This window comes from Micromonospora sp. NPDC049230 (assembly GCF_040647875.1).
Taxonomy (GTDB): Bacteria; Actinomycetota; Actinomycetes; order Mycobacteriales; family Micromonosporaceae; genus Micromonospora.
The window spans coordinates 96,879-111,067 of record NZ_JBEZCZ010000004.1 but is presented as its reverse complement, the minus strand read 5'-3'; the positions used below and the strand labels follow the sequence as shown (position 1 = coordinate 111,067).

The 14,189-nt window shown below is 72.4% G+C and carries 14 protein-coding genes; 5 read left to right on the top strand and 9 right to left on the bottom strand.

Features of this window, described 5'->3' with window-relative positions:
- Positions 1 to 13 precede the first annotated feature (13 nt).
- From AB0A95_RS04995 to AB0A95_RS04965, 7 genes are read right to left on the bottom strand one after another with little or no spacing between them, the layout of a single operon-like run.
- Positions 14 to 895 carry an SMP-30/gluconolactonase/LRE family protein gene (locus AB0A95_RS04995; protein WP_357554313.1) on the bottom strand — a complete coding sequence of 294 codons (882 nt, stop codon included), beginning with the start codon at positions 893 to 895 and terminating at the stop codon, positions 14 to 16.
- A gap of 20 nt (positions 896 to 915) precedes the next feature.
- Complete coding sequence (locus AB0A95_RS04990) at positions 916 to 1,857, bottom strand: sugar kinase (protein WP_357554312.1); 942 nt, start codon at positions 1,855 to 1,857, stop codon at positions 916 to 918.
- Positions 1,854 to 2,474 (bottom strand): bifunctional 4-hydroxy-2-oxoglutarate aldolase/2-dehydro-3-deoxy-phosphogluconate aldolase, encoded by a 621-nt coding sequence (locus tag AB0A95_RS04985; RefSeq protein WP_357554310.1) that lies wholly within the window; start codon positions 2,472 to 2,474, stop codon positions 1,854 to 1,856. Before AB0A95_RS04985 ends, AB0A95_RS04990 begins: the two co-directional genes overlap by 4 nt.
- Positions 2,475 to 2,485: 11 nt before the next feature.
- The gene (locus AB0A95_RS04980; RefSeq protein ID WP_357554309.1) at positions 2,486 to 3,325 is read right to left on the bottom strand and encodes a hypothetical protein; all 840 of its coding nucleotides are present in this window, start codon (positions 3,323 to 3,325) and stop codon (positions 2,486 to 2,488) included.
- Positions 3,319 to 4,464 carry a galactonate dehydratase gene (dgoD, locus tag AB0A95_RS04975; RefSeq protein WP_357554307.1) on the bottom strand — a complete coding sequence of 382 codons (1,146 nt, stop codon included), beginning with the start codon at positions 4,462 to 4,464 and terminating at the stop codon, positions 3,319 to 3,321. The genes AB0A95_RS04980 and dgoD overlap by 7 nt, the downstream gene beginning before the upstream one ends.
- A complete protein-coding gene (locus tag AB0A95_RS04970; RefSeq protein ID WP_357554306.1) occupies positions 4,461 to 5,171 on the bottom strand; it encodes a FadR/GntR family transcriptional regulator in 711 nt (236 codons plus the stop codon). The genes dgoD and AB0A95_RS04970 overlap by 4 nt, the downstream gene beginning before the upstream one ends.
- A gap of 35 nt (positions 5,172 to 5,206) precedes the next feature.
- Entirely contained in the window at positions 5,207 to 5,953 is a 747-nt protein-coding gene (locus AB0A95_RS04965; RefSeq protein WP_357554304.1) for an SDR family oxidoreductase, read from the bottom strand.
- 158 nt (positions 5,954 to 6,111) lie between these two features.
- On the opposite strand from AB0A95_RS04965, the gene AB0A95_RS04960 reads away from it, so the two are divergent.
- Genes AB0A95_RS04960 through AB0A95_RS04945 form a run of 4 tightly spaced genes read left to right on the top strand, consistent with a single transcriptional unit; the run spans position 6,112 to position 11,231 of the window.
- Complete coding sequence (locus tag AB0A95_RS04960; RefSeq protein ID WP_357554303.1) at positions 6,112 to 7,407, top strand: extracellular solute-binding protein; 1,296 nt, start codon at positions 6,112 to 6,114, stop codon at positions 7,405 to 7,407.
- Between the two features lies 1 nt (position 7,408).
- The gene (locus AB0A95_RS04955; protein WP_357554302.1) at positions 7,409 to 8,326 is read left to right on the top strand and encodes a sugar ABC transporter permease; all 918 of its coding nucleotides are present in this window, start codon (positions 7,409 to 7,411) and stop codon (positions 8,324 to 8,326) included.
- Positions 8,326 to 9,147 (top strand): carbohydrate ABC transporter permease, encoded by an 822-nt coding sequence (locus AB0A95_RS04950; protein WP_357554300.1) that lies wholly within the window; start codon positions 8,326 to 8,328, stop codon positions 9,145 to 9,147. Before AB0A95_RS04955 ends, AB0A95_RS04950 begins: the two co-directional genes overlap by 1 nt.
- Positions 9,144 to 11,231, top strand: a complete 2,088-nt coding sequence (locus AB0A95_RS04945) for an alpha-galactosidase (RefSeq protein WP_357554298.1) — start codon at positions 9,144 to 9,146, stop codon at positions 11,229 to 11,231. Before AB0A95_RS04950 ends, AB0A95_RS04945 begins: the two co-directional genes overlap by 4 nt.
- A gap of 51 nt (positions 11,232 to 11,282) precedes the next feature.
- Here AB0A95_RS04945 and AB0A95_RS04940 read toward each other — a convergent pair whose 3' ends face one another.
- On the bottom strand, positions 11,283 to 11,576 hold the full coding sequence (locus tag AB0A95_RS04940) for a hypothetical protein (RefSeq protein ID WP_357554296.1): 294 nt from the start codon (positions 11,574 to 11,576) through the stop codon (positions 11,283 to 11,285).
- A 180-nt stretch (positions 11,577 to 11,756) separates the two neighbouring features.
- Here AB0A95_RS04940 and AB0A95_RS04935 point away from each other — a divergent pair, with 180 nt between their 5' ends.
- Complete coding sequence (locus AB0A95_RS04935) at positions 11,757 to 12,527, top strand: serine/threonine protein kinase (protein WP_357554294.1); 771 nt, start codon at positions 11,757 to 11,759, stop codon at positions 12,525 to 12,527.
- A gap of 398 nt (positions 12,528 to 12,925) precedes the next feature.
- Here the strand turns inward: AB0A95_RS04935 and AB0A95_RS04930 are convergent, their stop codons facing one another.
- Positions 12,926 to 14,176 (bottom strand): DUF222 domain-containing protein, encoded by a 1,251-nt coding sequence (locus AB0A95_RS04930; protein WP_357554292.1) that lies wholly within the window; start codon positions 14,174 to 14,176, stop codon positions 12,926 to 12,928.
- Positions 14,177 to 14,189: the final 13 nt, after the last annotated feature.

Below are 14,189 nucleotides of genomic sequence, written 5' to 3'. Positions count from 1 at the left end.
CGATATGCCTCCGTCAGCTCACCGGTGCGGCGGCGTACGCGGCGGGCAGGCCGGGGACCTCGACGTCCACCGCGAGCAGCGCGCCGTCCTGCGGGCCCGCCGGGTCCAGCCCCACCCGGGCCGTGCCGATGAAGAGCCGGCGCAGGTCGGGGCCGCCCAGGCAGATGCCGGCCGGTTGCGTCGCGGGTAGCCGGATCTCCCGGTCCAGGGTGCCGTCCGGCCGGTAGCGGCGGACCGCCGAGCCGCCCCAGAACGCGATCCAGAGGTGGCCCGCCGCGTCGACAGTCATGCCGTCCGGGCCACCGTCGGCGGGGGACAACCGCAGGAACGGCTCCCGCCCGTGCAGGTCACCGGTGCGCGGGTCGACGGTGAACCTGTCGACCTCGCCACGCGGCGTGTCGGCCAGGTACATGGTGGTGCCGGCCGCGTCGAACGCCGGCCCGTTCGGGATGGTCAACCCGGTCACCGCGGGCACCGGCTCGGCGCCCGGGGCCAGCCGGAACAGCGTGCCCCCGCCGGGCACCATCGCGTACGTCATGCTGCCGGCCCAGAAGCGGCAGTGCGGGTCGGCGACCGCGTCGTTCATCCGGGTCGGCTCGGGGGCGTCCGCGACCAGGTCGGCGACCGGCCGGGGGTCGTCGCCGGCGGGTAGCACCGTGATGCCGGTGCCGGCGGCGGCGAGCCAGTCACCGGGTCGGTCGGCCACCGGGGCGACCGCGCCGAGCGGCACGTCGAGGCGGCGAACCTCCCGCAGCGGGGCGGGGGCGTCACCGTCGGTCTCCAGCAGTCGTCCGGCCAGCAGGTCGACGAGGACCAGCCGGTCGTCGACCCAGCGCAGCCCTTCGCCCAGCTCCAGCCGGTCGCTGCTCCAGACGGTCGGTTCGGTCAGCTCCATGGTGCTCCTCCAAGGGATCGTCAGCGGACCGTACCGCCGGGGCCGTGGTCGAGCAGCGCCAGCTCGGCCCGGTCGGGCAGACCCTCCCAGTCACCCCGGGTCGCCACCGCGAACGCGCCGGTGGTGACCGCCCGGTCCAGCCGGGTCGGCGCGTCGGCACCGTCGAGCCAGGCGGAGAGCAGGCCGGCCACGAACGCGTCGCCCGCGCCGACGGTGTCCACCACCGGCACCGTCCGGGCCGGCCGGTGCACGGTGCCGGTCGCGCGGTGGCTGGTCGCCCCGTCGGCGCCGTGCTTGACCACGACCTCGGTCACGCCGGCCGAGAGGAGCGCCGCGACCGGGTCGGCCGCGTCGGTCAGGACGGCCAACTCGTCGTCGGAGGCGACGACCAGGTCGAGCGCGGGCAGCAGCGGTCGAAGCGCGGCGGCGGCCTCGGCGACCGACCAGAGCCGCTGCCGGTGGTTGACGTCCAGGCAGACAGTGCTGCCGGCCGCGCGGGCACGCCGCACGGCCTCCAGCACCGCCTGGTACGGCTCGGCGCCCAGCGCGCAGGTGATGCCTGTGACGTGCAGCAGCCGGGGTGGTGGCCCGGGCGCGTCGAAGGCACGTGTCACGTCGGCCGGGCGCAGCCGGGAGCCGGCCGACCCGGCGCGGTGGTAGGTGACCCGGTTGATGTCGGCGACCCGGTTCTCGAAGAGGATCAGCCCGGTGGGCGCTGTCGCGTCGATCCGGGACCAGGCCAGGTCGACACCCTCAGCGCGCAACGTACGGCGGACCAGCTCACCGGGCTCGTCAGCGCCGGTGACCCCGACCCAGGCGGCCCGGTGGCCGAGCCGGGCCACCCCGATGGCCACCGTCGACTCGGCGCCGGCGACGGAGATCCCGGCGGTGCCGCCCAGTCGCAGCGGGCCGGTGGTGCGGAACGCCGCCATCGTCTCGCCGAGCGTGAGCAGGTCGGTCACCGCTGCACCGCCGCGCGGAAGGTGGCAGCGCGCTCGCGCAGCGCCGCCAGGTCGCCGCCCCGGACGGCGTCACCGAGCAGCGGAGAGCCGACGCCGACCGCGACGGCGCCCCGGTCGAGGTAGTGCCGCGCGCCGTCCGCGTCGACCCCGCCGACCGGCACGAACGCGGTGCCCGGGAACGGGTCGCGCAGCGCGCCGAGGTAGTCGGGCCCGCCGAGGGAGGCCGGGAAGAGCTTGACGGCGCTGGCCCCGCCACCGGTGGCCTGCACCACCTCGGTGGGGGTGAGTGCCCCGGCCAGCACCGGCAGCCCGAGTCGGCCACCCTCGGCGAGGCTCGGTGCGATCGCCGGGGTGACCAGGAAACCGGCGCCCGCGTCCGCCGCCGCGCGGGCGTCCTCGGCGCTGAGCACGGTGCCCGCACCCAGGGCGTAGTCCGGCCCGAGGGCGGCCCGGGCGCGTCGGATGACGCCGAGCGCGTCGGCACTGGTCAGCGAGACCTCGACCAGGGCGACGCCGTTCTCGGCCACTGTGAGTACGGCGGCCAGCGCGGCGGCCGGGTCCGGGCCGCGCACGATGGCCAGCAGCCGGTGGGTACGCAGCTCGTCGAGCAGGTTCATCACGGGTGTCCTCAGTGGATGCGGTGGGCGGAGATGGTGAGTCGCCAGGTGACCTCACCGGCCGGCGGAACTGTCGCCGCGTCGGCGGGGCCAGCGTCGGCCAGGTCGAAGGCCGCGCCGAGCATCGGTTCGACGCCGATGCTGCGGTAGGGGCCGCTGGCCGGCCAGCCGCCCAGGTTGCGCCAGAGCGCGGTGCTGCGGGGCTGCCCCGCGCACTCCAGCTCCAGGCTCAGCCGGTCGGCGCCGTCGCGCACCTGGACCCGTGGGCAGTCGAGCAGCACCGCGCCGAGTGCGGTCCCGTCGTCCGGGCCGAGATTGTCCATCCGCAGCCCGGCGGGTGCCGGCCACGCCCCGGTCAACCAGGGGTCGCCGGTGGGCCAGGTGCCCGGCGGTAGGAACGCGGCGGCCTCCGGGTGCAGCCGGGTCGGTGTGCCGGCGGGTGCGTCGAGGCGGGCTGAGGGGGACAGGTCGAGCAGGGCGTGTGCGGCCCAGATGAACCGGTGCCCGGGGTCGGCGGCCAGCCGGTAGTCGGCCACCACCACACCGCCGTCGTCGGTGATCCGGCGGCTCACTGTGAACGTCGGTCGCTCGATCACCGCTGTGCCGGGGCCGGCACCGCGCCACCGGCGCGACCACACCTCGCCGTGGTCGGGTAAGCCGCGCACGGTGGGCAGGCACTCCTCCAGGCCGCCGGCGTCGACGAACGCGTCGTCGGGGCGTACCTCGTCTCGGCCGGGATCCGGGCCGCGCCAGAGCCACTCCCGGCCACCGCCGCGCAGGCTTGTCCACCGGCCGCCGTGCGCCGCGTCGTACGCCACCCGCAGCGGCACCGACGTCGCGCCGGTCACCATTCCGCGAACGACCCGTCGGCGTGCTGCCAGACCGGGTTGCGCCAGGCGTGCGGTGTCCGCGCGGCCTTGCGGACCGCGGCCTCGTCCACGGTGATGCCCAGGCCGGGTCGGTCGAGGCGGGCGATGTGCCCGTCCACGAACCGGAACGGCTCCGGGTCGACCAGGTAGTCCAGCAACTCCGAGCCGGCGTTGTAGTGGATGCCGATGCTCTGCTCCTGGATCAGGAAGTTCGGTGTCGCGAACGCCACCTGGAGGCTGGCCGCCAGGGAGATCGGGCCCAGCGGGCAGTGCGGGGCGAGCAGCGCGCCGTACGTCTCGGCCAGCGTGGCGATCCGGCGGACCTCGGAGATCCCCCCGGCGTGCGACAGGTCCGGCTGGACCACGGCGACCCCGGCCTGCAACGGGCCGAGAAACTCGGAGCGGCCGTAGAGCCGCTCGCCGGTGGCCACCGGGATCGGTGTGCTGGCGACGATGTCGCGCAGGTGGTGGGCCTGGTCGGGCAGGACCGGCTCCTCCACGAAGAACGGGCGCAGGGGCGCCAGCTCGGGCAGGATCCGGCGGACCGCGGCCAGCCCGGCCCGGCCGTGGAAGTCCACGGCGATGTCCCGGTCTCCGCCGAGCACCTCGCGGGCGGCGGCGACCCGGCCGACCACCTCGTCCACCTCGGCGGAGGTGGGGATGGGGGAGAGTCGCCCGCACGCGTTCATCTTGACGCCGGTGAGGCCGGCGGCGACCTGCGCGGCGGCGGCGTCGGCGACCTCGCCGGGCTCGTCCCCGCCGATCCACGAGTAGATCCGCACCTTCTCGCGCACCGGCCCGCCGAGGAGCGCGTGCACCGGCGCGGCGTACGCCTGCCCGGCGATGTCCCAGAGCGCCTGGTCGAGGCCGGCGACAGCGCTGGAGAGGATCGGGCCACCCCGGTAGAAGCCGCCCTTGGTGAGCACCTGCCAGTGCTGTTCGATCCGCAGCGGATCGGCACCGATCAGGTATTCGGAGAGCACCTCGACCGCGGCGCGCACCACCTCCGCGCGCCCCTCCACCACCGGTTCACCCCAGCCGACCAGCCCGTCGTCGGTCTCCACCCGGCAGAACAGCCACCGTGGCGCGACCAGGAAGGTCTCGATGCGCTCGATCTTCACTGACTGCCCCTTCGTCCCCGTGCCTTCTCGACGTCGCGGACGGCCTTGTCCAGCAACTCACGCATGGCGGTCTCCGCCGCCGTCTCGTCCCGCTCGCGCAGCGCGTCGACCACGGCGCGGTGGCTGGGCACCGGGTCGTCGTGCGCGGCGCCGCCGTGCACCAGGCGGTCCCGTTCGGCGAGCCCGGTCTCCATCACCACCTCCATCCGCTCCAGCAGCTCGTTGTGCGTGGCGGTGAGCAGCGCGCGGTGGAAGGCGAGGTCGGCGGCGACGGCGGCGGTGGGATCACCGTCGGCCTGGGCCATCTCGGCCAGTGCCCGGTCGAGGGCGGCCAGGTCGTCCTCGGTCGCCCGGATGGCGGCCAGCCGGGCGGCGGCCGGCTCGATGATCGCGCGGACCTCGTGCAGCTTTTCCAGCAGGCGCTCGTCGGGGCCCTCGGCGAACTGCCAGCGGATCACGTCACCGTCGAGCAGGTTCCAGTCGGCGCGGGGCCGGACGAAGGTGCCGCGTTTCTGCCGGGCGTCGACGATACCCTTGGCCGAGAGGACCTTCAGTGCCTCGCGGAGCGCCGTCAGGCTGACGTCGAACTCCTCCTGGAGGGCGACGATGTTCAGGGTCGCGCCGGCGGGGATCTCGCCGGTGAGGATGCGACGCGCGATCGCTTCGACGGTCTGCCCGTGGACGCCGCGGCGTGCGTACTGTGCCAATGCTCCTGGCCTTTTCGCTGGTTGGTATCGATCTCTCAGGCCGAGGCTTTCACCGCTGTCCAGCCACCGTCCACAACGAGGCTCGCGCCGGTGACGTACGCGGCGTCGGGTGAGGCGAGGAAGGCGACTGTCGAGGCCACCTCGTCCGGCGTGCCGAAGCGTCTCGCCACTGTTTCCGCGACGCTGCGTTCGCGGTCCTCTTCGGACACGTCCGCCCAGGCAGCGGTAAGGATGGGGCCGGGCAGCACGGTGTTGACCCGCACCTCGGGGCCGTACTCCACTGCCAGTTGGCGGCCGAGCGCGACCAGGCCGCCCTTGGCCGCGGCGTACGCGGGCCGACCGGGCAACCCGACAAGCGCGTGCACCGAGGAGATCAGCACGACCGCGCCGTTGCGCGCCCGCAGGTCGTCCAGGCAGGCACGGACGCCGAGGAACGAGCCGGTGAGGCTGACGCCGAGCTGGTGGTCCCAGGACTGCCGGCTGGTCTGGTGGGCCGGAGCGACCCGCACGGCGTACGCGGTGCTGACCAGGATGTCGATCGGGCCGAGGTGGGCGCGCGCGGTCGAGACCGCCGCTGCCCAGTCACTCTCGTCGCTGACATCGCCCACTACGGAAAGTGCTCGGTAGCCACGCGCGGTCAGTTCGTCGGCCAGCGGGGCCGGATCGTGCACGTCGAGCAGCGCGATCGCCGCGCCCTCGGCGGCGAGCCGCCGGGCCGTGGCCGCGCCGATCCCGCCCATTGCACCAGTGACCAGCGCGTTCTTGCCTTCAAGCCGGCGCATAGGCTGATCCACCTGACCTCGCCTTGGTCTCGTCTAATCATTAATTACGAAGATATCTTGACAGTCGGCGACGGCCGATGCAACCTTCTCGTCACAGCATTCACATGGACGACACATCGCGCGGTGACGCTACGTGTCGTAGAGGAAGGGATACCTCCGTGAGCGACTTCGACCCCGGTCGCCGGCGATTCCTTGGCCACCTCGGGCTCGCTGGCCTGGGTGCCCTCGGCGCCAGCTCGTTCCTCAGCGCGTGCGCCAGTTCCGCCAGCGGGCCGACGACGAGCGGCGGCTCGGGCGCTGTCACCATCCAGTCCAACCTCTCCTCGCCGCAGGCCAAGGCCGCGATGGAGAAGCTGATCGAGACCTTCAACGCGCAGGGCAAGGGCACGGCGAGCCTCAACACGATCGCCTCGGAAACCTTCCGCACCCAGCTGCCGACGTACCTGACCTCGGCGAACCCCCCGGACCTCTACACCTGGTACGCGGGCTCGGTCGCCAACGACTACGCCAGCAAGAACCTGCTGCTGGACGTCTCCGACGTCTGGAAGTCGCTCGGTGACTATCCGCAGTCGCTGCGCGCCCTCTCCACCGACGCCAGCGGCAAGCAGGTCTTCGTGCCGATGAACAACTACTGGTGGGGCTTCTTCTACCGCAAGTCCAACTTCGCCAAGTGGGGCGTGCGGGAGCCGAAGACCTGGACCGAGTTCCTGGCGGTCTGCGAGACGCTGAAGAGCAAGGGCGTTCCGCCGATCGGCATCGGCCTCGGCGACACCCCGTGGGTGGCCTCGGCCTGGTTCGACTACCTCAACATCCGGATCAACGGTGCGCCGTTCCACCGCGAGCTGCTCGCCGGCAAGCAGCGCTTCGACGACCCCAAGGTCAAGGCGGTCCTCACCCGCTGGCACGAGGCCCTGCCCTACTTCGACCCCAAGGGCAAGGCGTACCCGTTCCAGGAGGCGACCACCGCCCTGCTGGCCGGCAAGACCGGCATGTTCCTGATCGGCACGTTCTTCGCCGACGCCGCCCCCAAGGACGCCCTCGGTGACCTGGACTTCTTCCGGTTCCCGATCATCGACCCGGCGGTGCCGTTGGCCGAGGAGGCCCCGACGGACGGCTTCTTCGCCAGCGCGAAGACCGCCAACCCGACAGGCACCAAGGCCCTGCTCAGCTACCTCTCCGGGGTCGAGGCCCAGGAGGCGTACGTCAAGGCCAGCTCCGGCATCGTGCTGCCGGCCAACCCCAAGGCCAGGGCGTCCGACTCGCCGCTGGTGGCCAAGGGCAAGGCGATGCTCGACGAGGCCAAGGAGCTGACCCAGTTCTTCAACCGCGACTCCAGCGACGCACTCCAGCCGACCGCGGACACCGCGCTGACCAAGTTCATCGACAAGCCGGACCAGATCGACGCGATCCTGCGGGAGTGGCAGGCCGGCGCCGAGAAGGTCTTCAAGGGCTGACGTGACAGCGACGATTTCCCCGACCTCGGTCACACCCACCCGGCGGCGGCGACGGTCGGCTCGACTGTCGCCGCTGCTGGTGGCGTTCGTCCTGGTGCCGTTCGCGGTCGAGAGCATCTGGGTGTTCTGGCCGGCGTTACAGGGTTTCTGGTTCTCGCTCACCCGCTGGGACGGGATGTCGTCGCCGGCCTTCGTCGGCACCGACAACTACGTCGAGCTGGCCGGCGACGCCACCTTCCGCGGTGCGCTCGTCAACACGGTGATCTGGCTCGTGCTCTTCGGCGGCCTCTCCGTGCTGGGCGGCTTCGGCATGGCGCTGGTGTTGCAGAAGGAGCGACGCGGCGTCGGCTTCTACCGGGCGGCGCTGTTCACCCCTGTCGTGTTCTCGCTGGTGGTGACCGCGCTGGTCTGGCGGGTGTTCTACCAGCCCGACGGCATCGCCGACACGATCCTGCGGGCCGTCGGCCTGGAGAGCCTGATCCGGCCCTGGCTCGCCGACCCGCAGACCGCCCTGTACGCGGTGATCCTGCCCGCCCTGTGGCGGCAGATCGGCTACGTGATGGTGCTGTTCCTGGCCGGGCTCAAGGCGATCGACCCGGCGCTGCACGAGGCGGCCCGGATGGACGGCGCCAACGCCTGGCAGCGGCTGCGGCATGTCACCATCCCCCAGCTCAAGGGGGTCAACGCCGTTGTGTTGTCGGTCATCGTGATCGACTCGCTGCGCTCGTTCGACATCGTCTGGTCGCTGACCAAGGGCGGGCCGTACCACTCGTCGGAGCTGCTCAGCACCTACATGTACTCGACAGCGTTCCAGAGCCTGCGGCTGGGCTACGCCTCCGCCATCGCTGTCGTGATCTTCGTGCTCGCGCTGGCCGTCATCCTCGGCTACCTGGTCCGCGCGTTCCGGGAGGAAGCCTGATGAACAAGCTCCGCACCGGCGCCTTCCACACCGCCATGATCCTGCTCTCGCTGCTGTGGCTCGGACCGGTGATCTGGGTCGTGGTGATGTCCACCCGATCGTTCGACGACATCGCCGCGCACGGCGTGGGCAGCCTGCCCCGGTCGTTCACACTGGACACCTACCGACAGGCGTGGACCGACGGCGGCGAACTGCGCGCGTTGATCAACAGCATGCTGGTCACCGTCCCGTCGGTGGCGTTGAGCCTGGCGCTGGCCGCGATGGCCGCGTTCGCGCTGAGCCGCTTCCGGATCCCGGGGCGGCGCACGATCCTGCTGCTGATGCTCGCCGGCAACCTGCTGCCACCGCAGATCCTGCTCATCCCGGTTGCCAAGTTCAGTGAGCTGACCGGCCTGTACGACACGCTCTGGGCACTGATCGCGGTGCAGGTCGGCTTCGGGCTCGGCTTCTACACCTTCGTCCTGCACGGTTTCATGCGGGACCTGCCGGGCGAGATCCAGGAGGCCGCCACCATCGACGGCGCCGGCACGGCCCAGATCTTCACGAGGGTGATGCTGCCGCTGACCCGGCCCGCGCTGGCCGCCCTCGGCGCGTTGTCCTTCACCTGGATCTTCAACGACCTGCTCTGGGCGATCACCGTGCTGCGTACCGACGACAACATGCCGGTCACCCCGGCGCTGCTCGGCCTCCAGGGGCAGTTCGTCTCGTCCTGGAACGTCATCGCCGCCGGCACCGTCATCGCGGCCATCCCCACCGTCGCTGTCTTCCTGCGCTTCCAACGACACTTCGTGTCCGGCCTGGCGCTCGGAGCGGTCAAGTGACCGCCCGGCAGGGGCAGCGCTGGACGCTGCGCGGCACACGGACCGAGTACACGGTGACCGTGCCGGCGCACGGCCGCTGGCTGGAACTCGTCGCGTGGGGCCCGCACGGCGTCTCCGACGGGCCGTCGCCTGTCGCCTACGACGGCCCGGTGCCGTTCCTCACCGCCGGTGACGGCGCCCCCATCGAGTACGCCACCGACGCCGACCGCCCGTTCACCGGCGCGGACCTGGTGATCGAGACCCCCGGAGGGCAGCGCCGGGTCGGCTTCTCCCACACCGGGGTACGGGCCGACGCCGACGGGCGGGAGCTGGCCGTCGACTTCGCCGACACGGTGACCGGGCTGCGCGCCACTGTGCACTACCGGGTGCCCGAGGGCACCGACGTGGTGCAGCGCTGGGTCGAGCTGAGCAACGACGGCACCGGCCCGCTGCGGGTGGTCCGGGCCGGATCGGGCGGGTTCTGCGTACCCACGCCGCACGGCGCGCTGCTCAGCCACCAGTGGGGGCAGTGGTCGCAGGAGTTCCAGCTCTCCCACGTCGAGTTGGGCCACGGCACGTTCCGCATCGGCAGCTCCCAGGGCGTACCCGGGCATCTGCACGTGCCCTGGCTGGCCGTGCGGGACACCGCCGACCCGGCCGGTCCGGCGTGGGGAATGGGGTTGTCCTGGACCGGCTCGTGGGAGATCAGCGCCGAGCGGGACACCGGCGGCCTGACCCGGGTCCGGGTCGGCCGTCAGCTCGTCGACGGCCCGCTGGAGCTGGGCCCGGGCGAGCGGCTGAGCCTGCCGGTGGTCACCGGCGCGTACAGCCCGGAGGGCCTGGACGGGCTGGCCCGGGTCTGGCACACCCACCAGCGGCTGCTGGCCGGCGACCGGCTCACCCCGCGCCCGGTGCTCTACAACTCGTGGGAGGCCACCTACTTCGCCGTCGAGGCGCAGAGCCAGCTCGCGCTCGCCCGGATCGCCGCCGAGCTGGGCGTGGAGACGTTCGTCGTGGACGACGGCTGGTTCGTCGGCCGCGACGACGACACCGCCGGGCTGGGTGACTGGACGCCCGACCCGGCGAAGTTCCCGGCCGGGTTCGACGCGTTCATCGCCGACGTCCGCGCGCTCGGGCTGAACTTCGGGCTCTGGGTCGAGCCGGAGTGCGTCAACCCGACGTCGGCCCTCTACGCCGAGCACCCGGAGTGGGTCTACTCCGTCGACGGGCGACCGCTCACCGCGGTACGCAACCAGTACCTGCTCGACCTGGGTCGGCCGGAGGTCGCCGAGTTCGTGCACTCCACGGTGGACGATTTGCTCCGCCGGTACGACATCGACTACCTGAAGTGGGACTTCAACCGGCCGCGTACCGAACCGGGTCGGCCCGGTGGGGTCGGCCCGGTCGACCTGGACGGCGCGCACGTCACCAACCTGCACCGCGTCTACGAGCGGCTGCGACGGGACCACCCCGGCGTGCTGATCGAGGCGTGTGCCGGAGGCGGTGGGCGGACCGACCTGGCGATGGCCGCCCGCGCCGACGTGTTCTGGCCCAGCGACAACACCGGCCCGCTGGACCGGCTGGCCATCCAGTACGGCTTCCTGCACGCCAACGCCCCGCACCTGCTCAGCTCCTGGGTCACCGACGCGCCCGGCCTGTTCGACAGGCGACCACGCTCGCTTGCGTTCCGGTTCGTGCTGGCGATGGCCGGCGTCCTCGGCGTCGGCGCGGACATCCGGGCGTGGACCCCTGCGGAACGGGCCGAGGCGGCCGGCTGGATCGCCCGCTACAAGGAGATCCGGGACGTCGTCACGCACGGCGAGGTGCACCTGATCGGTGGACCCGACCAGGCCCGCTGCGCGGTGCAGTACACCGCGCCGGACCAGAGCCGGGTGGTCGTCCTGGCCTGGCACACCGGCCGGCTCGACGGTGCCGGTCTGCTCCCGTCCCGCCCGGTCCGGCTGCCACTGCGCGGCCTCGACCCGGCGGCCCGCTACTCGCACGGCGACCGGCGCTACTCCGGCAGCCACCTCGCCACGGTCGGCCTGCCCGTGCGGTGGAGCGCGACCCACGACGCCGACCTCATCGTGCTGACCCGCGACTGAGGCCGGAGCACCAGGGCTTCGGCCTCGGTGGCGATCCCACCGAGGCCGAAGTCAGGTCGATGCCGCACCCGCACCGGCCGGGCGGCTCCGGCGGGGACGAGTTGCCAGCATCTTCCACACCCCGCTCTTGCCGGTCAGGCCCAGGTAGTCCGGGGTGTGCGAGGTGGTCGCGTGCACCTTCCGGCTCTCCATCGTCACGCGGGTACGCTCGGCCGGCACGCCGACGTGGTCCAGCACGGACGTGCGCTGCCGGCGCAGGCCGCTGCTGGTCGGCGCGGCGGTGGCGCTGTCGGGCAGGCTGGTCAGGTCGATGTGTGTCCGGTTGTGGCACGTCGTTGCCTCCACGTTCGGTGCCGGCCGCCACGACCGGTGACGGTGGCCGAAACCTAGGATCGGTATAGATCATCGAGAAGTACTCGTAACCTGGCCGTCACCTTGGAAACAAGTTCGCAACGCGCCGGGTGCTTTGCGCGTCATTTACGCTGCCGACTCGGGGGGGTGTCCATGCCATTCCGGGGGGTTTCCGTGCCGTCGATCGATTCGGCCTTCGCGGTCTTCGACGAGCAGGACTCCGGTTGCCTGTCCTACGGGGTCGAAGAGGCGGGCCGGCGTTGGCTCGTCAAGACGGCCACCACGGCCGAGGGCAGAGCTTCCCTCGACCGAGCCTGCGCGGTGCATGCCGCAGTCCGCCACCCGGTGATCGTCCGTCCAGAGCAGGCAGTGCACGGACCGGCCGGGCTCACGCTCGTCTACCCCTGGTACGACGGCGACGTGTTGAACCACGCCACCGTGCACGGCGCGAACCGGGGCGCCCTCACCCGGTTCCAGCAACTTCCGCTGCCGCAGGTCGAGGCGGCCCTTGACGCGATTCTCGACGCCCATCTCGCCGTCAGCGCCGCCGGCCTGGTCGCGGTCGACCTCTACGACGGCTGCTTCCTGTACGACTTCTCGGCCGGCCGGATGCGCCTGATCGACCTGGACGAGTACCGACCCGGACCCTTCCGGCTCCACGCCGAACGGCTGCCCGGCTCGCGGCGCTACATGGCACCTGAGGAGTTCGTCCGTGGCGCGGTGATCGACGAGCGGACCACCGTGCACCTGCTCGGCCGCACGCTGCACCACCTGCTCGACTCCGAAGAGGGCTGGCGGGGCAACGACGATCAACGTCGCGTCGTGGACCGAGCGACAAGGGCCGTCCCTGCCGCCCGTTACGCGGACGTGCCAGCGCTGGTCCGCGCTTGGCGGCAGGCTCGTTGCCTCCCGGGATGCTCTTGTCACCGGTCCACGACACCCTGACGCCGATCCTGGCGCCGGTGACCTGGTTGTCCCGCGGAAGGCAAATACGGCCCGCAGTCCGTCCGGCTCACGTCCAGCGCCGGCCTGCGCCGTCGCACCAACGTGGCGGCGCACCAACGTGGCGGCGCAACCAACGTGGCGGCGCAACCGACGTGGCGGCGCAACCGACGTGGCGGCGCAACCGACGTGGCGGCGCAACCGACGTGGCGGCGCAACCGACGTGGCGGCGCACCAACGCACCAACGCACCAAGGTGGCGGCGTGCCAGCGCACCAACGTGGCGGCGCGGCGCGCATGCGGGGGCATCCGGGGTCTCGGTCGTGGAGGGCGGAGCCGTCGCGTGGGACCACCTGGATCAGGCTGCACGGCGACAGAGTGCTCAGCGCCGGCAGGCCGTTTCTACGTTCGTCGGTGGTAGTGGTTGCGGCGGGGGATCTGGTCGGGGTCGAGCCAGGCGGGTGGGGTGAATTCGGGGTGGCCGTCGCCGCCAAGTCGCACGACCCAGTCGCTGTGGTGCAGGTGTCGGTGGTGGTGGCCGCACAGCAGCACAGCGTTGGCCAGGCTGGTGGTGCCGCCGTCGGCCCAGTGCCGGATGTGGTGGGCGTCGCACCAGCGTGGTGGGCGGTCGCAGCCGGGGAAGGCGCAGCCGCGGTCGCGCAGCACGAGGGCGCGGCGCAGCGGGCCGCTGACGAGGCGGCGTTGTCGGCCCAGGTCGAGCGTCTGGCTGGCGCTGCCGAGGACGGCGGGGAGGATCGCGGCGTCGCAGGCGAGTCGGCGGACCGTTTCCGGGGTGAGGTGTAGGCCGGTGTCGAGGGTGCCTGCGCCGAGTTGCTGTGCGAGCGTGTCGAAGGTGGTGGTGACGACGATTTGCGCGGGGCCGCCACCGTGCTCGGGTAGGTCGCCGGTGCGCAGGGTGAGTCGGCAGATGTCGGCGAGGGCGTCGTGGCGGCGTTGTGCGGGGGAGCGTTGGTCGTCGGGGCCACCGGGTGCGGTCAGTGGGTCGATGGTGGTGCGGAGGAGGCCTGCGGTTTCGGTGTCGAGGATGCCGGTAAGTCGGAGACGGCCGTCGCTCAGCTCGGTGAGGGTGAGGTGGCGGTCGCGGCTGGCTCGGCGGGCCTCGGCCTCCAGTGCGGCTTGGGCTGCGGCGTCGGCGATGTCGGGGGCGACGTGGTCGAGGATGCGGGTGCCGAGTTTGCGCAGGAGGGTGGGGTCGAACTGGTTGGCCCAGTCGGTGAGCACGCCGACGGCCTTGTCGGCTGCCTCCGCGCCGGCGGCCGCGTGCACGGTGGCGACGGTGTCGGCGATGACCCGGGCCTGATCCACCGTGATATCCCCGTTTGCCAGCGCGGCGCGCACCTCAGGGTTGCCCGTGTCGAGGGCGGCGGCAAGGTCGACGAGCCGGCGGGCGGCGGAGATGGTGAGGTGGAGTCGCTCGCGCAGCCAGACCGCTGTGCTGGAGGCGCCCTGCGCGCGAGCGGTGCCTCGACTGTCGATCTCGCGGACCAGGGCGAGCTTGACGGCGGCGAGCCGTTGCTCCAGGCGGTGTGTGGCGTCGAGCGCGGCGACCAACTCGTCCTCGGCGAGGGCCCAGGTGGCGTCGTCGACACAGGTGGAGACCGCCTCGTCTGCCAGCGCCAACGCCTCAACCATGCCCTGACACTAG

Bases quoted from the DNA above. Each gene is read 5' to 3' on its own strand.
- AB0A95_RS04950 (WP_357554300.1), top strand. From the start codon at position 8,326: ATGAACAAGCTCCGCACCGGCGCCTTCCACACCGCCATGATCCTGCTC.
- AB0A95_RS04930 (WP_357554292.1), bottom strand. From the start codon at position 14,176: ATGGTTGAGGCGTTGGCGCTGGCAGACGAGGCGGTCTCCACCTGTGTC.
- AB0A95_RS04965 (WP_357554304.1), bottom strand. From the start codon at position 5,953: ATGCGCCGGCTTGAAGGCAAGAACGCGCTGGTCACTGGTGCAATGGGC.
- AB0A95_RS04995 (WP_357554313.1), bottom strand. From the start codon at position 895: ATGGAGCTGACCGAACCGACCGTCTGGAGCAGCGACCGGCTGGAGCTG.
- AB0A95_RS04980 (WP_357554309.1), bottom strand. From the start codon at position 3,325: ATGGTGACCGGCGCGACGTCGGTGCCGCTGCGGGTGGCGTACGACGCG.
- AB0A95_RS04985 (WP_357554310.1), bottom strand. From the start codon at position 2,474: ATGAACCTGCTCGACGAGCTGCGTACCCACCGGCTGCTGGCCATCGTG.